The organism is Streptomyces xinghaiensis S187 (assembly GCF_000220705.2).
Classification (GTDB): domain Bacteria; phylum Actinomycetota; class Actinomycetes; order Streptomycetales; family Streptomycetaceae; genus Streptomyces; species Streptomyces xinghaiensis.
Genome location: NZ_CP023202.1, coordinates 1 through 19023, shown reverse-complemented (window position 1 = coordinate 19023; position 19023 = coordinate 1). Strand labels below are relative to the sequence as shown.

At 70.5% G+C, this 19023-nt stretch carries 18 protein-coding genes and 2 pseudogenes; 15 read left to right on the top strand and 5 right to left on the bottom strand.

Features of this window, described 5'->3' with window-relative positions; all coding sequences use genetic code 11:
- Nucleotides 1–118: 118 nt before the first annotated feature.
- The gene (locus SXIN_RS00090) at nt 119–337 is read left to right on the top strand and encodes a hypothetical protein (RefSeq protein ID WP_095756351.1); all 219 of its coding nucleotides are present in this window, start codon (nt 119–121) and stop codon (nt 335–337) included.
- 55 nt (nt 338–392) lie between these two features.
- On the opposite strand, the gene SXIN_RS00085 is transcribed toward SXIN_RS00090, so the two are convergent.
- Nucleotides 393–2306, bottom strand: a complete 1914-nt coding sequence (locus SXIN_RS00085; RefSeq protein ID WP_019708427.1) for a propionyl-CoA synthetase — start codon at nt 2304–2306, stop codon at nt 393–395.
- A gap of 435 nt (nt 2307–2741) precedes the next feature.
- On the opposite strand from SXIN_RS00085, the gene SXIN_RS00080 reads away from it, so the two are divergent.
- The 3 genes from SXIN_RS00080 to SXIN_RS00070 all read left to right on the top strand — a co-directional run bounded on the left by SXIN_RS00080 (nt 2742) and on the right by SXIN_RS00070 (nt 4549).
- Complete coding sequence (locus SXIN_RS00080; RefSeq protein ID WP_157916228.1) at nt 2742–2948, top strand: hypothetical protein; 207 nt, start codon at nt 2742–2744, stop codon at nt 2946–2948.
- A 311-nt stretch (nt 2949–3259) separates the two neighbouring features.
- Nucleotides 3260–3622: an MmcQ/YjbR family DNA-binding protein gene (locus SXIN_RS00075; protein WP_039820987.1), complete on the top strand. Its 363-nt coding sequence runs from the start codon at nt 3260–3262 to the stop codon at nt 3620–3622.
- 360 nt (nt 3623–3982) lie between these two features.
- On the top strand, nt 3983–4549 hold the full coding sequence (locus SXIN_RS00070) for a snapalysin family zinc-dependent metalloprotease (protein WP_019708429.1): 567 nt from the start codon (nt 3983–3985) through the stop codon (nt 4547–4549).
- 509 nt (nt 4550–5058) lie between these two features.
- Here SXIN_RS00070 and SXIN_RS00065 read toward each other — a convergent pair.
- Nucleotides 5059–5952, bottom strand: a complete 894-nt coding sequence (locus tag SXIN_RS00065) for a helix-turn-helix domain-containing protein (protein WP_157916227.1) — start codon at nt 5950–5952, stop codon at nt 5059–5061.
- 486 nt (nt 5953–6438) lie between these two features.
- Between SXIN_RS00065 and SXIN_RS00060 the strand changes: the two genes are divergently transcribed.
- From SXIN_RS00060 to SXIN_RS00025, 9 genes and pseudogenes are all read left to right on the top strand, one after another.
- Complete coding sequence (locus SXIN_RS00060; protein ID WP_157916226.1) at nt 6439–7251, top strand: MauE/DoxX family redox-associated membrane protein; 813 nt, start codon at nt 6439–6441, stop codon at nt 7249–7251.
- A complete protein-coding gene (locus SXIN_RS00055) occupies nt 7196–7738 on the top strand; it encodes a TlpA disulfide reductase family protein (RefSeq protein WP_238153621.1) in 543 nt (180 codons plus the stop codon). The genes SXIN_RS00060 and SXIN_RS00055 overlap by 56 nt, the downstream gene beginning before the upstream one ends.
- Nucleotides 7735–7932: a hypothetical protein gene (locus tag SXIN_RS32860; RefSeq protein ID WP_337589341.1), complete on the top strand. Its 198-nt coding sequence runs from the start codon at nt 7735–7737 to the stop codon at nt 7930–7932. The genes SXIN_RS00055 and SXIN_RS32860 overlap by 4 nt, the downstream gene beginning before the upstream one ends.
- 23 nt (nt 7933–7955) lie before the next feature.
- Nucleotides 7956–9587, top strand: a complete 1632-nt coding sequence (locus SXIN_RS00050) for an ABC transporter ATP-binding protein (RefSeq protein WP_337589340.1) — start codon at nt 7956–7958, stop codon at nt 9585–9587.
- A gap of 6 nt (nt 9588–9593) precedes the next feature.
- Nucleotides 9594–10184, top strand: a complete 591-nt coding sequence (locus tag SXIN_RS00045; protein ID WP_095756349.1) for a S26 family signal peptidase — start codon at nt 9594–9596, stop codon at nt 10182–10184.
- Between the two features lie 205 nt (nt 10185–10389).
- Nucleotides 10390–11600 (top strand): annotated as a pseudogene (locus SXIN_RS00040) (IS256 family transposase); the annotation flags it as partial.
- A 106-nt stretch (nt 11601–11706) separates the two neighbouring features.
- Nucleotides 11707–12864, top strand: coding sequence for a trypsin-like serine peptidase (locus SXIN_RS00035; protein WP_157916225.1), 1158 nt, complete (start codon nt 11707–11709; stop codon nt 12862–12864).
- Nucleotides 12774–14717: a hypothetical protein gene (locus SXIN_RS00030; protein ID WP_192883532.1), complete on the top strand. Its 1944-nt coding sequence runs from the start codon at nt 12774–12776 to the stop codon at nt 14715–14717. The genes SXIN_RS00035 and SXIN_RS00030 overlap by 91 nt, the downstream gene beginning before the upstream one ends.
- Nucleotides 14718–14733: 16 nt before the next feature.
- Nucleotides 14734–15345, top strand: a complete 612-nt coding sequence (locus SXIN_RS00025) for an NUDIX hydrolase (protein ID WP_019707870.1) — start codon at nt 14734–14736, stop codon at nt 15343–15345.
- Between the two features lie 12 nt (nt 15346–15357).
- Here the strand turns inward: SXIN_RS00025 and SXIN_RS00020 are convergent, their stop codons facing one another.
- Complete coding sequence (locus SXIN_RS00020; protein WP_019707869.1) at nt 15358–16560, bottom strand: hypothetical protein; 1203 nt, start codon at nt 16558–16560, stop codon at nt 15358–15360.
- A 108-nt stretch (nt 16561–16668) separates the two neighbouring features.
- Between SXIN_RS00020 and SXIN_RS00015 the strand changes: the two genes are divergently transcribed.
- The gene (locus tag SXIN_RS00015; protein WP_095756346.1) at nt 16669–17037 is read left to right on the top strand and encodes a CU044_2847 family protein; all 369 of its coding nucleotides are present in this window, start codon (nt 16669–16671) and stop codon (nt 17035–17037) included.
- Nucleotides 17038–17060: 23 nt separating this feature from the next.
- On the top strand, nt 17061–17807 hold the full coding sequence (locus tag SXIN_RS31780) for a DUF6308 family protein (protein WP_238153620.1): 747 nt from the start codon (nt 17061–17063) through the stop codon (nt 17805–17807).
- Nucleotides 17808–17909: 102 nt separating this feature from the next.
- On the opposite strand, the pseudogene SXIN_RS00010 reads toward SXIN_RS31780, so the two are convergent.
- Nucleotides 17910–18233 (bottom strand): annotated as a pseudogene (locus SXIN_RS00010) (transposase); the annotation flags it as partial.
- A 49-nt stretch (nt 18234–18282) separates the two neighbouring features.
- Nucleotides 18283–19023, bottom strand: a 741-nt coding sequence (locus tag SXIN_RS00005; protein WP_192883531.1) for a helicase associated domain-containing protein, incomplete at its 5' end; no start/stop codon positions are given.

Below are 19023 nucleotides of genomic sequence, written 5' to 3'. Positions count from 1 at the left end.
GCTGCGCACCGGGGCGGCGGGGTTCCACGATGGAGGGGACAGCCGCCGGCTCCCCGGGACCCGGGGCAGCAGGGGAACCGTCGGGAGAACGCCGGCCCGTTCCGGGAGGAAGCAGCCCATGCAGAATCTGCCCGAGCACGTCAGGGACCGGATCCGGGCGCTGGAGCGCCAGGTCCACCGGCTCACCGAGTACGTCAGCAACGAGCCCGGTCCGGCACCCGCGGCCGGTGCCGCCTCCGCGCCGCCGGAGCGGGAGACGGCGCCGGAGGACGCGGGCACGGAGCCGGAGAACCCGCGGAGCCCGCGGGCGGACGGCGGCCGCGCGGACGGCCCGTGACCTCGGTGAGGCGCCGCCCGCCGGCCGTCCGCCCGCCGAACCCGAACCCGTCCCCTCAGGAATCGTCGCGCAGCACCGGGCGGAGGGCCCCGATCACCGCCGGGTCCTCGATGGTCGACGGCAGCGCGGGGTCGCCGCCGTCGGCGATGTCCCGCATGGTGCGGCGCAGGATCTTCCCCGAACGCGTCTTCGGCAGCCCCGCGACGACGTCGATCCGCCGCAGCGCCGCGACCGGGCCGATCTGCTCGCGGACGGCGGCCACGAGTTCCGCGGCGATCTCCTCGGCGGCCCGGTCCACCCCCGCCTTGAGCACCACGAGCCCGCGCGGCACCTGGCCCTTGAGTTCGTCCCGCACCCCGATCACCGCGCACTCGGCGACGTCCGGATGCCCGGCGAGCACTTCTTCCATCGCGCCGCTGGAGAGGCGGTGCCCGGCGACGTTCAGCACGTCGTCGACGCGTCCCATGATGTAGACGTAGCCGTCCTCGTCCTTGCGGCCGCCGTCCCCCGACAGGTAGTAGCCCTCGTAGACGGACAGGTAGGAGTCGATGTAGCGCTGGTCGTCGCCCCAGAGCGTGGGCAGGGTGCCGGGCGGGAGCGGCAGCTTGAGGGCCACGGCGCCGTCGGTGCCGTCAGGCACCTCCCGGCCGTCCTCACCGAGGATGCGGACGTCGTAGCCGGGGACCGGCAGGGTGGGGGAACCGGGCTTGGTCGGGTGCGGCTCCAGGCCCATGGGGTCGGCGACGATGGGCCAGCCGGTCTCCGTCTGCCACCAGTTGTCGACGACCGGGACACCGAGCAGGGCGCCCGCCCAGTGGTAGGTCTGCGGGTCGAGCCGTTCGCCGGCCAGGAAGAGGACGCGCAGCGAGCCGGTGTCGTGGCGGGCGAACAGCTCGCCCTCCGGGTCCTCCTTCTTGACCACGCGGATCGCCGTGGGCGCCGTGAAGAGCGTCTTCACGCCGTGGTCGGCGACGACCCGCCAGAAGGCGCCGGCGTCCGGGGTGCCGACGGGCTTGCCCTCGTAGAGGACGGTGGTGCAGCCGGCGAGCAGCGGCCCGTAGACGATGTACGAGTGGCCGACGACCCAGCCGACGTCGGAGGCGGCCCAGAAGACCTCGCCCGGGTGGGTGTCGAAGATGTTCCCCAGCGACCAGCGCAGCGCCACCGCGTGCCCGCCGTTGTCGCGGACCACGCCCTTGGGACGGCCCGTCGTCCCGGAGGTGTAGAGGATGTACAGCGGGTCGGTGGCGGCGACCGGCGTGCAGCCCACCGGCTCGGCGCCGGCCACGGCCTCCGCCCAGTCCGCGTCCCGGCCCTCGGTGAGCGCGGCGGTGTACTGCGGCCGCTGGAGCACCAGGCAGCGCTCCGGACGGTGAGCGGCCTGTTCGAGGGCGGAGTCGAGCAGCGGCTTGTACGGAACGGTGCGGGACGGCTCGATCCCGCAGGAGGCGGTCAGCACCACCTTCGGCCGGGCGTCGTCGATCCGCACCGCCAGCTCGTGCGCGGCGAAACCGCCGAAGACCACCGAGTGGACCGCGCCGATCCGGGCGCAGGCCAGCATCGCGACGGCCGCCTGCGGGACCATCGGCATGTAGATGACGACGCGGTCCCCCTTGGCCACTCCCCAGGAGGACAGCAGACCGGCCAGCCGGGCGGTCTCGTCGCGCAGTTCCCGGTAGGTGAGCCGGGTGACGGTGCCGGTGACGGGGCTGTCGTGGACGATCGCGAGCCGGTCCCCGTGACCGGCCTCCACATGGCGGTCCACGGCGTTGTGGCAGGTGTTCAGCTCCCCGTCCGGAAACCAGCGGTACAGCGGTGCGCGGGAGGCGTCGAGGGCCTTCGACGGCGGAACCGTCCAGTCGATCTCGCGGGCGGCGTCCAGCCAGAAGCCCTCGGGGTCCTCGATGCTCCTGCGGTGGGCGGCCGCGTAGGCGCCCGGCCGGGAGGCTGCCGAAGAGGTCACTGCCATACCACTGTCCTTTCTCACGGGGACCGCGGGAGGGGCGGTTCCCCTCGCGTCCGGCGCGGCAGCGGCCGCCGTGCCGGAGACGGGCTCGGGGTGTGGGGGAGGAGGCGCGGGAAGAGGCGGGGCGGGCCGTCGCCGTGCCGCCCGGCCCGCCGGCCTGCGGCGCGGCACGACCCGGACCGGCTGATCGGACAAGGTAGCACCCCCCTGTGCGGGCGGAACCTCCGAGGCGCCGGGGCGTTCCCGGGCGGTGCGGGCGGCTGCGGGCGGCTGCGGGGGAGAGGTCGAAGAGGGCTCCGGAGGGGCGGCCCGGCCCGGGCCCGGAGGACGCTTCCGTGCGGCGCCACGGGCGGGACCCCAGCCGCCACGGGCGGGACCCCGCCGCCCCGGAACGGGATCGTCCGGCTGCGGCGGCCGAGGGCTGGGTAGGTTCCGGTCATGAGTGAAGCCGTGGACGCAGACGAACTCCTCCGCCGGATCAGGGTCGCCCGGGACTGGGCGGTGGAGCAGGAAGCCGGAGCCAGGGAGCAGGCCGGCGAGGGAGGCGACACGGACTCCCTGGCCGCGAGCATCAACTACGCCGCCTTCTCGGCGGTCCGCGAGGTCCTGGACGTGATCATCAGTCCGGGCGGACACTCGCGGTAGGCGGCACCGGTCCCCGCCGCTCCGGCCACGGCGGTGCGGGGCTCCTCCGGCCCTCCGCGGGCCCGGGCGGCGGCCGCACCGGGCGGCCGCTCCGGTCCCGTGGCCTTCGGGCGTTCGCCGCTCCCCAGCCGCGCCGGGACGGGGCCGGCCCGGCTGCTCACCGCACCGTCATGCGACCGGGACCTGGACCCCGGAATCCAGGGCCGCCCGTAAGGCCGGCCGGGCGGCCAGGGTGGGGCACGCCGGTCCTGGAGGGAATCGCGAACCGGCCGAGCCGGAAAAGGTTCTTGGCTACGGTGGTGACCGTGACCGTGATCGATGCCGAGGATGTCCGCCGTATCGCGCTGTCCCTCCCGGAGACCGTGGAGAAGGAGGCGTGGAGCATGCCCACCTTTCGTGTCGCGGGGAAGATGTTCGTCACCGTCCCCGACGACGAGACGTCCTTCGCGGTGCGCTGCCCCCGGCATGAACGGACGGAGCTGATCGCCGCCGAGCCGGAGAAGTTCTGGGTACCGCCGCACGAGGCCGGTTCCGCCTGGGTGCGTGTCCGGCTGGCCGCGCTGGAGGATCTCGGCGAGCTGCGCGACATCCTCGTCGACTCCTGGCAGCAGGCGGCGCCGGAGCGCCTCCTGGAAGCCTTCCCCGCCCGGTGCCCCGGCGTGGACGGAGGCTGAGAACGGACACCGGGCCCGGCGCGCCCCGTGCCGATGCGTGAATGGACCACCTCTCCGGCCGCCCTTTCCGCCGTCGGCCTCTCCGGCTGGAGCGAGCGACGGATGACCCCAGACCGTGGCGGAGGCGCTACGAGGAACGGCCGGTGCGGCGCACCCGGGCCGGCCGGCACGTCGCTGCCCCGGCGGGCCACCGAGCGCCGGCCCCCGGCCGTGCAGTCCGTGTCCGGCGGTGGGGGTGGGGGTGTCGGCCGCGTGACGCCGGGGTCGGTCGATTGATGGATTGGGGCCGGCCCAGGGTGGGCAGGGAGCGAGGGTGTGTCATGTACACGCGCCTGCCTTTCCCCCACAAGGAGGACGCCCATGCCTGTCCGTAGGTTCGCCCGCGGCTCCGCCGCCGCTTTCACACTGGCTCTCGCCCTGGTCGGGGGTCAGGCCGCGGCCGCCCCTTCCGATGTGTCCGGGGGCAGCGCCGCTGCTGCCCGTGTGGTCACCTATGACGCGAGCGCGTCGGCGGAGTTCAGGAGCGCGGTCGACCGGGGTGCGGCGATCTGGAACGAGAGCGTCGACGGGGTGGAGCTGCGTCCCGTCGAGGCCGGCCGCCGCGCCAATATCCGGGTCCTGGCCGATAACGGCTGGCCCCGCGCCCAGACCACGTCGCTGGGCAATGGGACGGTCTACATGGGCCGGCAGGCGGTTGACCAGGGATATGACACGGTGCGGATCTCCTCGCACGAACTCGGTCACATCCTGGGCCTGCCCGACCGCAAACCGGGTCCGTGCTCGAGTCTGATGTCGGGTTCCAGTGCGGGGACGGCCTGCACCAACCCCTACCCGAACGCGGCGGAGAAGGCGGAGGTCGAGGGCAACTTCGGCGGCGTGCTCCAGCGGCCTGCGGGAGCACCGGCTCCGGCCGTGTTCATGGACTGATCCTGCCGCGCGCTTCCGCTTCCCCGGCGGGCCTCACCGGATGGACAGGTGGGGCGCCGTCGGGCGCGGGAGCCGGTGAAGTTCCCCGTGATGTTGGGCACTCGATGCTCACGCCGCGAGGGCGTGTCCTTGTCCGTGTCGTTGTCTGATCTCCAGCGGGGTGAGGTACCCCCACAGCGGGTGTTGCGTAGCCGTTTGCGGTTATAGAAGGTTTTTGATGAAGGCGAAGATCTCGGCGCGGGCGGTGGTCCGGTCGGGCCAGTGGCGGGTGCCGATCTCTGCTGTGGGCAGTGCGAAGAAGCTTCCGGCGGCGGCGTTGTCATAGCGAGAGCCGGTTCGTCCATACTCTGCCGCGATCCCAACCGGCCAATTGTGCGGCGGAGTTGTCGGAGGTGTATTCCGCTCCGTGGCCGGAGTGCACGGTGCAGCTAGGGTGGGGTTGGTTGGCTCTGTCGGGTTGGAGATCGCTATGGTCCCTGCTGCGGTTGTTGTGGTGTGAGACTCCACGGTTACCGGACTGTGCGGCGGATTCCTGGGTTTGAGGGAGCCCGTGAAGTCGGGGTCAGCTCAATTGAGGTGATGCGTCCGGGAGTTGATTCTTCGGTGGCGGTGGCAGCGAGCTTGTTGATCTGGGTGGGGGTGAGGTTGGTCAGGGCGCGGAAGTCCCGGTTGAGGTGGGCTTGGTCGTAGTAGCCGCATGTGGAGGCAGTCTCGGCGAGGGTCCGGGCCGGGGGCGAGGTGATGGCTTTCTGGAAGCGTAGAACCCTGGCCAGGGCCTTGGGGGAAAGCCCGATCTGTTCGCTGAAGAGCGTCTCCAGTCGGCGTCGGCTGCGACCGGTGGTTCGGGCGAGTTCGCTGACGGTCACCTGGCCGTGGGCTCGGCGTAGTCTGCTCCAGGCTTCCAGGACGACCGGAGAGGGCCACCGCCCCTCGCAGAGCCGTGAGGTGATCGCGTCGTCGAGGACGGCACATGCCTCCGGCCAGTCCGAGGCCTGCACCAGTCGTTCGGTGAGCCGGGCAACCCATCGGTGCCCAAGGATCTCCTGTGGATGGGTCGCTCTGTTCGCGAGGTGGTGCAGGGGGATGCCGAGCAGGCGGTAGGCGCCCAGCGGTGTGAGTTCTACTTGTACTCCGCAGGCCGTGCCGGAGATCTCGCTGATGTCGGCGTGGGAACACAGGCCAGCAGCCATCGCCTCCCACGTGGTTCCTTCTCGCTCCCGGGCGTAAGGGTCGTGCAGGCGTATCGGGTCGCCCCACCCGAAGAACAGGGTCACCGTGCACGCGGGAAGGTGGAGCGTGCGCCGCGGTTTGCCGTGCTCCACCCCGTAACGGGCGTAGTTCACCACGTCCGCCCGTAACCAGCCGGGCGCCTGCCGCACGTGACCCTTCACTTCCTCTCGCACGGCCTCATCCCCCTGAATCGGCTCCTGGCAATGGCGCCGGCCACACTCCTGCGGCCGGAACGCATGACGGCTCCCAAGAGTCCTCGGCCGCGTTGCTTCGCATTCGTACAAGCCGCCCAGCCTGCCCCTGGAGCAGTCTGCTGACTACGTCTCCGGCCTGTGAAGACCAGATCAGGCCGGGGGCCGGTCCACGCCGTCCGGCCATGCGGGTGCGGGGCACGCCGAGTACGCGATGCCCCACAAGCCAAGTGGCCGGCGTGGCCGCTGCAATCGGTGATGCAGACGCCGGGGGTCCACCAACCCTTGGTGACTGCCACGCCGAGCAACCCGCCCGGTCGGCAGGCTCATGCCTGTGCTGCGGGCGGCCAATCCACCGAGCTGAAGGAGTACGGACGTGTACAAGAAGCTGGAAGCACTGGGGAGCAGCCTCCTTGGCCTCTTCGTGCCGAGGGTCGAGGCCGCCGCCGCGGAGGCGGCCTGCAAATCGTGGCCCGCCTGCTGGCAGTGCAACAAGGCGTACGGCGGGGGCTGCAATTACAACGCACCCTGCTCGACCTGCAACAACGGCAAGTCCTACAGCTGCTTCTGCTGAGGACGGTATCGGTTCCGGCTGTTCGCGCGCCTGGTGCGGCCGATGCCGCCGCGCTGGGCGCGCAGGAAGCACAGGGAGGGACTGCGATGCAGTACCTGGTCATCGGGGTGCGGTGTCTTGTCGGCGTCGTCTTCCTGGTCTCGTCGATCAGCAAAGTGGCCGGCCGGAACGCCTTCCCCGGGTTCGTGACCTCGCTGCGCGGACTGTGGCCGCTGCGGATGGGCCCGGCCCGCCTGGTCGCGGGCTGCGTGATCGGTGCCGAGACGGCGATCTGGGTGCTGCTGGCGGTGCCGGGGCCGGCGGCGACCACCACGGGATGCACGCTTGCGGCCGGACTGCTGACGGTGTTCGCGGTGGGGATCGCGACGGCGATGCGGCGGGATGTACGCACGCCGTGCCGCTGCTTCGGCACCTCGACCAGCCTGCTCGGCCCCTGGCACATCGTCCGCAACGCTCTGCTGGCCGCCGCGGCGGCGGGCGCGGCCGCCGTCTCCGGTACGGGGCCCGGGGGCCCCGTCCGGCCCGATGGCGTGGTGGTGGCGGTGGCCGGAGGACTGCTGGCGGGCGGGCTGATCACCGTCGCGGATGACCTCCTCAGCCTGTTCCGGCCGTTGGACACCCCGAACGACAAGAACGAGACGGAGACGCATCATGATGCCGATTCTGACCGCGGCCGCGGTTCTGGCCGGGCTGCTCTGCGTGCTTGACCTGATGCTCACGCTGGGAGTGATCAGACGCCTGCGCGAGCACACCGCACTGCTGACCGACCTGAATGGCGGCCCTGCCTCCATCAAGGCGGGCGAGGAAGTCGGCGAGTTCACCACACTCACCGTGGAGGGGAAGCCGCTGAACCGGGCGGCGATGGCCGAGGAGACATTGGTGGCGTTCTTCTCGCCGGACTGCGGACCGTGTCAGGAGAAAATGCCGAAGTTCGTGGAGTACGCGAGCACGCTGCCCGGCGGCCGGGACCGGGTGCTGGCCGTCGTGGTAGCCGAACCCCACGAGGGGACGGAGTTCCTCAGCGCCCTGGCGCCGGTCGCCCAAGTGGTACGGGAGAGCCCGGACGGACCGGTGGGCACCGCGTTCAAGGTACGGGCTTACCCGTTGGTGCTGGCCGTCGCCCGGGACCGCCGGGACCGGGTGATCGTCACGGACGACCGGGTGGCGCTGGAACAGGCCGTGGCCGCGGCATGACGGCACCCACCGGCACCCACCCGCTGGCCCGTCGTGCCGTCGTCGCGGCCGCATTGCTGTGGCGGGCCGCGCCCGGCATGCTCTGTCTGTACCTGGCGCTGGCCCTGACCGCGGCCGCCCTGCCGGTGGCGGGAGCCTGGCTGACGAAGCTGCTGCTGGACGGGCTGATCGGCCACGCCGCCCCGCGCGGCTGATCAGCCTCGGCGCGGCGCTCGCCGTGACGGGGGTGGTCGCCGGTGCGCAGCCGCAGCTCACCCAGTACCTGCGAGCGGAACTCGACCGGCGCGTGGGCCTGGTCACGCAGGACCGGTTGTTCCGGGCGGTGGAGGAATTCGCCGGGCTGAGCCGGTTCGAGGACCCGCGTTTCCTCGACCGGCTCCGGCTCGCCCAGCAAAACGGCGGATCCCCGTACGGCAACCAGGCCGTGGACGGCCTGGTTGCGATGGTGCGCTCGGGAATCACGATTGCCGGTTTCCTCGGCTCCCTCGTCCTGATCAGCCCGGTGATGGCCGGACTGATCCTGGGGGCCGGGGCACCGACACTGGCGGCGGAGCTACTGCTGTCCCGGCGCCGAGCACGCATGCTGTGGGATCTCGGACCGGTGGAGCGACGGGAGGCCTTCTACAGCGACCTGCTGTCCACTGTCGAAGCTGCGAAGGAGATCCGGCTCTTGGACACCGGCACCTTCTTCCGCAACCGGATGACCGCCGAACGCCGCATGGCGAACGAGGCCAAGCGGGCGATGGACCGGCGGGAGGTGCTGGCCCAGACCGTGCTCGCGGCGGTCGCCGCGCTGGTGGCCGGGGCAGGCCTGCTCTGGGCGATCGGCGAGGCCCACCGGGGTGCTCTCTCGATCGGCAATGTGACGATCTTCGTCGCGGCAGTGGCCGGGGTGCAGGGCGCACTGGCAGCGCTCGCCGGCGAGACGGCCCGGGCTCATCAGGCGCTGCTGATGTTCGGCCACTACATGGCGGTCACCACGGCCGGGCCCGACCTCTGTCCCGGCCGGGACTCCGTGCCGCCGCTGCGCGAGGGGATCGAGCTGCGCAACGTCTGGTTCCGCTACTCGCCCGACCACCCCTGGGTCCTGCGCGGGGTGAACCTGCGCATCCCGCACGGCACGGCGGTGGCTCTGGTGGGTCTGAACGGTGCCGGAAAGTCCACGCTGGTCAAGCTGCTGTGCCGGTTCTACGACCCGACGCGGGGCGTGATCTTCTGGGACGGCACGGACATCCGCGACCTCGACATGGCCGAGTTGCGTGCCAGGATCGGCGCGGTGTTCCAGGACTATATGTGCTACGACCTGACCGCGCGGGAAAATATCGCGCTCGGCAATCTGGCCGCCCTGGACGACGACGCGCGCACGGCAGCCGCCGCCCAGCGCGCCGGAATCCACGAGCGGCTGACCGCGCTGCCCTGCGGTTATCAGACCCTGCTGTCCCGGATGTTCTTCATGGACTTGGAGAAGGACGATCCGGAGAACGGCGTCGTGCTCTCCGGCGGAGAGTGGCAGCGGGTCGCGCTGGCCCGGGCGTTCCTGCGCGACGGGCGGGATCTGATGATCCTCGACGAGCCGTCCGCCGGTCTCGACGCCGAGGCCGAGTACGAGATCCACACCTCACTGCGGCGGACCAGACAGGGCCGCACCAGCCTGCTCATCTCGCACCGGCTCGGCGCCGTACGTGACGCGGACCTGATCGTCGTCCTCGCGGAAGGACGAATCGCGGAACAGGGCACGCACGCCGCCCTCCTGGCCCAAGGCGGCGCCTACGCCCGGCTGTTCCGCCTGCAGGCGGCGGGCTACCAGGGCATGCGGGAAGGCGCGCCCGCGATGACGGGAGGGCAGTGAACGGCGATGAACGCAGAGCGCACCACCACCATCAGGCCGGAGCCGGTTTCAGCACTTGGCCGAGGCGCGGTGCTGCTGAGCGCTGCCGCCGCGGGAATGCTGGCAGCCGGTGTACTGGGCTCCCTGGCGGCCGAGGCGGAGGGCCTGACCCTGCTGTGCGGCCTGCTCGCACTGGTTCTGGCCGTGAGCGCTGCGCTGGCGCACGCCCTGGGCCGCGTCCTGATCTCGGTCACGGTCCGGGGCATGAGCATGGCACCCGCCTACCGCGACGGCGACCGGGTGCTGGTCCGCCGCGACCGGCCACCGGTCCCCGGCCAGGTGGTCGTCGTTGCCGACCTGCCGCCCGCGGGACCGGACCTGGCCCCGGCCTGGCTGATCAAGCGGGTGGCCGCCGTCCCCGGAGACCCGGTGCCCCGCGACCTGGCGCCCGTGCTCGCACACGCCCCGCAGGACCTGGTACCACCCGGAAAGCTGGTTCTGCTGGGTGACAACCAGAACGTCAGCCGCGATTCCCGCCACATGGGGTACTTTCCGGCGGACGCAGTACTCGGCACGGTCCTGAGAAGTCACCGGTGCCCCGCTCCTCCGGGCGGCTGACCCCGGAAGCGGCTGCCCACCGCTGCACAGTGCGCTGTGACACCCCCTGTCACCAAGTTCGCAGCCCACGTCGTCGACAACCACGGCCGACCCGGCCCCAGCCCTTAGAGGGACTGTAAATGGTTCGGTGTAACTCCCGACCGTGGAGGATGCATCGGATGACACGCGATGACGTGAACGAGCCCCGGCAGCCGAGGAAGCCGAGTTGGCGACTGCCGGGCCCGTGGATGACCAGCTGATCGATGAGTTGGTCGTCCGGGCCCAGGCCGAGGGTCTGCAGCTGACCGGTGAGGGAGGGCTCCTGCGGCAGTTGACCAAACGGCTCCCGGAGTCCGCCCTCGAAGGCGGGATCACCGAGACCACCTCGGCTATGACAAGCATGATCCGGCCGGGAAGAACGGCGGCAACCACCGCAACGGCAAACGCGGCAGGACCGTGCTCACCGAGGTCGGGCCGGTGGAGATCACCGCACCCCGCGACCGGGACGGCACCGTCGAACCGGAGATCGTCAAGAAGCGGCAGAAGCGCCTGACCGGCGTGGACGGGATGGTCATCTCCCTGGCTTCCAAGGGCCTGACCACCGGCGAGGTCCGGGCCCATCTGGCCGAGGTCTGCGGAGCCGAGGTCTCCCGCCAGACGATCTCCACCATCACCGACAAGGTGCTGGACGGCATGGTCGAATGGCGGAACCGGCCTCTCGATCCGGTCTACGCGGTGGTCTTCATCGACGCCATCCGTGTGCAGATCCGCGACGGCGCGGTCGCCAACCGCCCTGTGTACGTGGCCCTGGCCGTCACCGCCGAGGGCCGGCGGGACATCCTGGGCCTGTTGTGGGCCGGCGACGGCAGCGAGGGCGCCAAACACTGGATGCACATCTTCACCGAGCTCAAGAACCGCGGCGTGGGCGACGTCCTCATGCTGGTCTGCGACGGACTCAAGGGCCTGCCGGACGCGGTGGAGACCGTCTGGCCCCGCACGGTGGTGCAGACCTGCGTGGTGCACCTGGCGCGGAACTCCTTCCGCTATGCCGCCCGCCGGGACTGGGACAAGATTGCCAAGCTCCTCAAGCCCGTCCACACCGCGCCGACCCTGGAGGCCGCCCTCGAGCGGTTCGCGGAGTTCGCCGAGGCATGGGGCCGGAAGTACCCGGCCATCGTGAAGCTGTGGGAGAACGCCGGGGAGGAGTTCACGCCGTTTCTGCGGTTCGACACCGAGATCCGCCGCATCGTCTGCACGACCAACGCGATCGAGTCGGTCAACGCGCGGATCCGCCGGGCGGTCAAAGCCCGCGGCCACTTCCCCAACGAGACCGCCGCCCTGCAGTGCGTCTACATGGCGATCATGTCCCTGGACCCCACCGGCAAGGGCCAGGCCCGCTGGACCAGCCGCTGGAAGAGCGCGTTGAACGGCAGCGCGCCGGAACACGGTACGAAGCGATGCCGTGGCTGGCTTCCCGGCAGAATACTGCCGGGAAGGCACCCGGCGACGAGTCCGTTGCGTGGGGCCGCTCCCGGGGGGATCGATGACGACACACGATGGCCTGGACAGTGAGGCGCTGGAGCGGCTGCGCGTCCTGACCGAGCGGAACGTCGTGGGTATCCGGGCCGGCCAGGCTTTCTGCGGGACCGGGTTCTTGGTGACACCTGACACCGTCCTGACGTGTGCGCACGTGGTGGCCGGGCGCGGGGAGGGCAGCGTGACGGCGATGGTCGGGGGGCGCACCGTCGCGGTCGAGGTCGTGAGTCTTGTGCCCGAGGCGAAGGGCGCAGGAAGCACCTACGGTTTTCCGGATCTCGCCGAAGTGCGGCTGAGCGAGCCGGCACACGATGTGCGGGGGGTGTGGCTTGGCAGTGCCGGGCCGAGGCAGGCGGCGGCTGTGTCCATCCACGGATTCAGCGGGCACACATTGGAACCGGGCGTCCAGCCCGACACCCTGCACCTCACGGTGGCCGGTCGCAGCGGGCGCTTCGTGCGGCTTCAGTGGGACCAGGTGGTCCAGGGATTCAGCGGCAGTCCGGTGCTCGATACAACGACGGGGCGTGTGTGCGGGGTACTCAAGGCCTCACGCCACGAGAGGGGAATGTCGGGGGGATGGCTGATTCCCGTCGACGCCGTGGAGGAATGCTCGCCGGGGTTGCTGGAACGCAACCATGCCGCGCACCGGCCCGGGACGGTCTGGTTCGATCTCGCCCGCGACCGCAAGGGACGGCAGGCCGGCCTCTTCGGTCCCGAGCCCGGCGGTCTGAGTCCGCGGAACACGCCGGCGCAGATGCTGGCACGCGGAGCGATGCCGTTCGTGGACCGCCCAGAACTCGGCGAGCTCCAGAACTGGTGCTGGGAACTCGACGATCAGCTGCTGCGCCTGCTGTACGCGCGGGCGGTTCGGGCAAGACCCGCCTGTCCGCCGAACTGTGCCACCGACTGCGGCACATGGGCTGGATCGCCGGATTCGCGGACAGGGAGTCGCTCGGCAACCCTCTGCGCCGGCCCCAGTGGCTGGAAGGCCTCACCGCCGCGCTCGGCGCGGGTTTCCCCTGCTTGGTGGTGTTCGACTACGCCCAAGCACGGCTCGGCGACATCAGCGCTCTCATGGCGCATATCCACCGGCACCGGCCTGATGGCATCACCCTGCGCGTGCTGCTGCTGGCACGTTCCGAGGAGCCGTTGTGGCATGCGCTGAAGGAGGAGTTCGAAACACACTACATCGAGGACTGGGCTTTGAGGGGGGCGAGCTCGCAGAGGCTGCCCAACACGCTGAGCGCCAAGGACCCCGGCACCCTGGTCACCGAGGCGTTCGGGGAGTTCGCACGCCTGCTGGAATGCCCGTGGGTGTTCATGCCACCGTCTCTCGCGCGCCGGGCCGGCCGGCAGGACTCGGTTCTGGGCATGCTCGCGGCTGCCCTCGACGCCGTCCTGACCCTGCGCCAGGGCCAGGAGTGGAAGGAAAGCGACGATCCGCTGGCACGAATCTGCCGGCATGAGATCACGGGCTGGTACACGCTCCTGGAGGACCGCCTCGGGACAGGCGGTGTCCTGGCGGGGCGTACCGGACGGCTGATGGCAGAAGGCCTGTTGCTGGTGCCGACCCTGGCCCAGCGGCGGGACCGCGGTGAGCTGACCGCGCTGCTGACGTCCGTGCGCAGGACTGCCTTCCCCGGGCAGCCGCCCGTCAACGCCCCTGCAGTGCATTCCTGCTTACGCGCGCTCTATCCCGCGACGGAAGGTGACCACGTCGCGCCCCTTGAGCCCGACCGGCTCGGCGAGATCCTGGTGCGGCGTGTGCTGGCGGAGCCCGAGAGTTCAGGCGACGCCGTCGCCTACATCGGGACGGTCCTGGACGGATCCGCGTTTGGCAACGAGCAGGCGCGGACCACGGCCGTGGTGGAGACACTCGACGTCCTGGCCCGGGCCCGTGGCTGCACGACCGTGGGCCGGGTTGCGGACCACCCTGCCCACACGGTCCTCGACCGGGCGCTTGCGCAGGCCGTACGCGACAACCCTCAAGTCCTGGTGCCGGCCCTCGTGACCGTCGGTGCCCGCGTGCCGCACGCTGAACCCCTGGCGGACCTGATCCAACCGGTGCTGGAGACCTGCGAGACCGACCTGCTCTGCCGTGTCGAACCCCGCCTTCCCCGCTATCCGTCCAGCCTCTCCGCCTTGTCGGCACTCGTACTCCGGCGGCTGCTCCACGTGCCCGACACGGGGAGCGACGACACCAGCCGGCACGTCCGTCTGAAACGTCTGCGCAGGTACAGCCTGCGACTGGAGGAGAGCGGACACCGGGAGGACGCCGTGCGGGCAGCTGACGAGGCGGTCCTGCTCAGCCGCGATCTTGTCCGGAGGTCCGCGCAGTACCGGTCCGACTACGCCGCGGCGTTGCACAACCTGAGCCTGCTGCGGCACCGGTCCGGGCAGACGGAGTCGGCCCTGGGGCTCAGCGTCGAGGCCGTGTCCCTGTACCGGCAGCTCATCGGCAGCAATCCCGAGACGCGGCATCGCACCCTCATGGACATGGCAGGTGCGCTGAGCACGCTGGCCTTGCTGCGGCTTGGAGACACACAGGTCAACGGCGCGGCCCGTGACGCCGCCGAGGGCGTCATGCGGTGCGAACAGGTGCCGGAAGGAGCCCGTGAGGACGAGGTGTACCTCGACTGCCTGGAAACCCTGGCCGAGTGCCGCCATCGCACAGGCAGGACCGAGGAGGCCCTCACCTCCAGCATGCAGGCGGTCGAGCGGCTGGAGGACGTGGCCAGGCTCCGGCCCGGCCGCTATCTCGCCCGGCTGCCCGAGACCCTGCAGCGCCATGGCTTCGGGCTGATCCGGGCCGGGCGTTTCCACGAGGCCTATCAGGTGCTGAGCCGGGCGGCGACGGAGCGCGCGGCGCTGCCGTTGCGCACCTCGCCGCGACGGCGTGAGCAGCAGGCGCTGGTGCTCCAGGTGCTGCTCCAACTCAGTGACGAACTCGACGAATTCACACACGAACACGCATCATGGGTGCAGATGAAGACTGTGCTGGACGGTCGCACGAGCTGAGAGGAGCCCGGCGCCGATGGACAACGAAACCTCCGCCCACGCCCAACCCCCACCCATCCGGCGGCAGCGGGCAGTGGAGGTCTTCCGGAACCGCTTCGGCGCGCTGTTCAACGACGAAGTGCTCTCGCCCTCGGGCAAGCCGGGCCGCTACCTGCGCTGGCAGTGGTCCCACAGCGGAGTGGTGATCGTCCCCATGGGACAAGACGGCCTCGCGTTCGTTCCCACCTACCGATACCCGATCGGCGAGGTCTCCCTGGAATTCCCCCGGGGCGGTTGCGAAGCGGACGAGGATCCAGCCGTGGCAGCCGCACGGGAACTGCGGGAGGAGACCGGCTTCGACTGCGCCCCGTCCGCACTGCGCCCCCTGGGCGTCATCCACGCCGAGACCGGCCTGATCGAATCGGACGTGCACGTTTTCGCCGCCGAAGTCCGCCCCACCGGATCGGCAGACGCCCCACCGGCAGCCGAGCCGGAGGCCATGGAATCGGTGGCCGAGCCGGTCTGGGCCTCGCGCACGGAGGTGGTGAAGTGGCTGCAGAGCGGCAGCGTCACCTGTGGCGTGACGCTGGCTGCCCTGGCACTTGCCCTGGCGGACGACTCCGGCACCGGCTCCGGGCCGCCGACGTGAGCGGCGTGCGAGTCAGCCCACATACGCACCCGTGATCACGCGCTGCCGCATCTGCCGTGCGTCGAGCGCTCCGATGCCGGCCGCACCGTCTGCGGCCGGCACACTCCGGTCGACGACCTGCAGCTCGAGGTAGTCCTCCTCCCCGCCGGCCGCCGGCATGTCGAGTCCGGCGCCGAGCGCACCGGTCAGCGAGTCCTGGAAGATGCCGAAGCGCATCAAGTTGTGATTGCCGTCCAGGACCGCCCGCGCGCGTTCGTCGGTATCGCGGAAGGCGCGGACGAAGGCCTCCTGCACCCAGTTGCTGAACTCAGCCATGGCCTCCACCAGCTGGGACAGGTCTGGTCGGCTGCCTCGACGCAGCAAGCCCAATTGGCGAACGAGGACGCCGCGGGACGGCTGCTCGGTGGCCTCCAGGAACACCTCGACCGGCAGTCTGCCCAGCAGGAAACCGTCGAGAACACCGGCCGGCAGCGAGGTGCGCTCCAGGACCGTGCGGGTGGCAGCGGCGGGCAGTTCGACACTGCGCGGGGCAGCCGTCCCGGCTCCCAGCACATGGGGGAGTGCCTGGCGGTACGACTCGCCCGCGGCCCGGTCCACGGCGGCCACGGCGAGCACGACTTCCGTGCTTCCCGAGGAGTTCGTCCGGAAGGACTCCTCCCAATCCCTCAGAGCTTTGAAGTACAGCGGCTCCTGCCCCCTCACAAACTCCAGCGCGGCTTCAACCGTTCCGCGCGTCTCTCCCCCGGCGTCCCGCGTCAGCTCCTCCAGCAGCCGGATCACCCCGGACTTGAAGGCAGCCGATACGGCGTCAAGACGGTAGGTGACCGCGTGCGCATGCGTCATGCGGTCCACCAGCTCCGCGTATGCGGCACTGGGCACGTGTTCGACCTTCCGCAGCTTCTGAGCATCCCGGACGGCCGTCAGCCTCTGCCCGTCCCGGCACGCGACCCGGATACGGCCGCTGCCCAGGAGCGGCGCGAGATCCGACCTCACGGCTTGACCGCCGGCTTCGTGAGACGACACCAGAGCACGGAAGAGGGGAGTGTTGAGCGACTGCGAATCGCCAACAAGCAGAGTGTCGGACAGCAGAACGTGGAACAGCACGCGTGCCCGGAGATCCTCGGCGCTTGCGATGGGGGACTGCCGATGGATCTCGACGTCGGAGAGATAGACCTTCTCCGGCGACGACCGCGCATGCTGGCCGACCATGACCATGCCCCCTCCGTGACCGTGAAGTAATTCTAGGTGACCGGCCGCCGGGCGTCCCCGGAACCGGGCATCCTTTCGCCAGGAAGGCGACAAGCCAAACAGAGAGGAGAGCACGTGGCCGATACGGTCCAGGCAACCATGCCGGACGGAACCTCGATATGGGTGCGCGTCAACGACGAAGACGAGGGCCCCCGGGACACCGGCTTCGGTGACCGCCTGTCACGGCAGCTCGGCGATCTCCCCCAGACCCTGGAGACCGTCACGCGCAGCGTCAGGTCCGGACTGCAGCACGCGGCCCCGGACGAAGTAACGCTCGAATTCGGCATCGAAATCGCAGCCAAAAGCGGCCAGCTGGTGAGCGTCGTGACGGAGGCCGGGGGCAAGGCCACCCTCAAGGTGACAGTTACCTGGCGCAAGGAAGAGCCCGCAGAGAGCGCCGTGACGGAAACACCCCGCGAGGATCCCGAGGAGGACCGCGCATAACAGACCCGCACGGTCGTGCCCGTGTGGCACGCCGATGGCCGCTCCGCACCCGGCGTACCCTCGACGCCCCCTCCACCGTCTCCGAGGCGAAAAACGGTCCGGGGCCGCAGCCGCCGGCAAACCGGCGCTGTCGTGGGCCGTCCCACAGTCCGTGCCGCCGCGCTATCACCCGCCCGCAACCCCGTCCCGTCCAGAACCGGAGCCGCTGCTGTCCTCGGCCGACCTCTCACAGCCGTCCCCGGGAACGACGGCGCGCCGCCATAACCCACGCTCGAGCTGTTGCGGATCTGCAGCGGCACTTCGGTATCGGACTGCCGCCCGGCACGGCGGCGCACACGGGCAGCCGGTTCGAGCATCTGGCGGGCAGAGGAGGGAGACCGGCGGAGGCCGCCGATCGGACCACGACGGAGCGTCTGGCCGCGGTGCAGACCTTGTCGGCCACCGTTCCGGCGCCTGCTGCACTGGACATCCCGGAAACCCGCCCCGGCGCGCGGCTGTCCGGTCTACGGCAAACCATTCCCAGGAACATCGACATGGCTGATGCCAACGCGCTCCTCCCGGCCGACGGCTCGCCGGCGGACCAGGCCCGGCAACTACTCGAAGACCAGCCCGATGCCGGGCGGGTGATCGCCGGAAAACTCCTGGCACAGGGGTGCACACGACCCCTTCCAGGGGGTGGGCCGTTGGCCTTCTCGACCTGGGCACGGGCTGCCCACTGCAGCGCGCGTGTCGAGGTCGACTGTCCGGGGACTGTCAAACGAGCGGTGTAACCAGGGTGGTTGGGGTTACTGGCGGGCTGCGGAGAGTCGGCCGTCGAAGGTGATGTCGAATGCGTTCAGGGCGGTTTTCCAGCGCATGGTCCAGCGGGCTTCGCGGTCGCGGGGCACGGATATCTCGACCGGTCCGACATCGGTGAGTACGGTCTTGCCGCGGGTGCTGTTGCGGGAGTTGCCTCCGTTCTTACCGGCCGGATCGTGCTTGTCGTAGCCGAGGTGGTCGGTGATCTCGCCCTCGAGTGCCGACTCCAGCAGCCGCTTGGTCAGCTGCTGCAGCAGACCGCCCTCGCCCGTCAGCTGCAGGCCCTCGGCCTGGGCCCGGCCCACCAGTTCGTCGATGAGCTGGTCGTCCACCGCCCTGGACGGCTGCGGCTCAGGCGTCTCGACGGACTGGGTCTCGGTCACGTTCTCACTGGTCATCGATGCATCTTCCTTGATCAGGAGTTACACCGAACGTCTTACAGTCCCGCTAGGCCCACTCGACTCCGAGTTCAGCGAGGGCGGCGCGCTGCTCCGCGGTGAGCTTGTCTCGCCTCGCGCGAGTGTTGGAGATCCATACGCCGAGCTTGTGTTGGTGTTCCTGGCCGTCGATGACGACGCGTTCGACGTGTCCTCTCGGTACTGCCTTCTGGATGCCCTCGCGCTGGATCCACTGGGTGAGGGCCGCCAGACCGCGTTGGAAGGCTGGTCCTTTCCCTCCACTTATGGCCGTCGGGGCCGAGGCGGGGCGTTCGGCGGGTTTCACGCCCAGCGCTTTCAGCCGCTGCTGCTGTTCTTCGGAGAGCTCCGCCCAGCTGCGGCGTTGCCGGTGGAGCCATGTGCCGAGGTCGTCTCCTTCGAAGAGGACGCCGGGGGCGATGTTCGGCAGGACGCCGTCGGGTTCGTCGGCGGCGAGGTCACGCAGAACGGCGTAGTGGCGTTGCCAGTCAAGTGGCCAGGGGCAGTTCCAGTCCGGGTCGATCTGGGCGAGCTGTGCGGCGCGGGCTGCGGCGCGTTCGGGGCTTTTGCCGAGGCTGCCTTGGCGGCGGAGGTTGGCCATGTGTTCCCCGACCGGGACCAGTTCACTGTGCGCGTCGCCCCATACGGCGTCGCGCCGGGGGGCGAGGTGGCCGTGGGCGCGGTGGAAGGAGCGCAGCGCGGCGAGTTTGTTCTCCCAGCCCTCTTGGCCGGGTTCCCAGACCATCCCGGCCTCGTCGAGCAGGGTCTTGCG

What these genes read in the sequence shown, in the direction of transcription:
- SXIN_RS32860 (WP_337589341.1), top strand. Translation starts at nt 7,735, where the DNA reads ATGACGGCACCCACCGGCACCCACCCGCTGGCCCGTCGTGCCGTCGTC.
- SXIN_RS00025 (WP_019707870.1), top strand. Translation starts at nt 14,734, where the DNA reads ATGGACAACGAAACCTCCGCCCACGCCCAACCCCCACCCATCCGGCGG.
- SXIN_RS00045 (WP_095756349.1), top strand. Translation starts at nt 9,594, where the DNA reads ATGAACGCAGAGCGCACCACCACCATCAGGCCGGAGCCGGTTTCAGCA.
- SXIN_RS00070 (WP_019708429.1), top strand. Translation starts at nt 3,983, where the DNA reads ATGCCTGTCCGTAGGTTCGCCCGCGGCTCCGCCGCCGCTTTCACACTG.
- SXIN_RS00020 (WP_019707869.1), bottom strand. Translation starts at nt 16,560, where the DNA reads ATGGTCATGGTCGGCCAGCATGCGCGGTCGTCGCCGGAGAAGGTCTAT.
- SXIN_RS00055 (WP_238153621.1), top strand. Translation starts at nt 7,196, where the DNA reads ATGATGCCGATTCTGACCGCGGCCGCGGTTCTGGCCGGGCTGCTCTGC.
- SXIN_RS00030 (WP_192883532.1), top strand. Translation starts at nt 12,774, where the DNA reads ATGGCGCATATCCACCGGCACCGGCCTGATGGCATCACCCTGCGCGTG.
- SXIN_RS00090 (WP_095756351.1), top strand. Translation starts at nt 119, where the DNA reads ATGCAGAATCTGCCCGAGCACGTCAGGGACCGGATCCGGGCGCTGGAG.
- SXIN_RS00085 (WP_019708427.1), bottom strand. Translation starts at nt 2,306, where the DNA reads ATGGCAGTGACCTCTTCGGCAGCCTCCCGGCCGGGCGCCTACGCGGCC.
- SXIN_RS00080 (WP_157916228.1), top strand. Translation starts at nt 2,742, where the DNA reads ATGAGTGAAGCCGTGGACGCAGACGAACTCCTCCGCCGGATCAGGGTC.
- SXIN_RS00035 (WP_157916225.1), top strand. Translation starts at nt 11,707, where the DNA reads ATGACGACACACGATGGCCTGGACAGTGAGGCGCTGGAGCGGCTGCGC.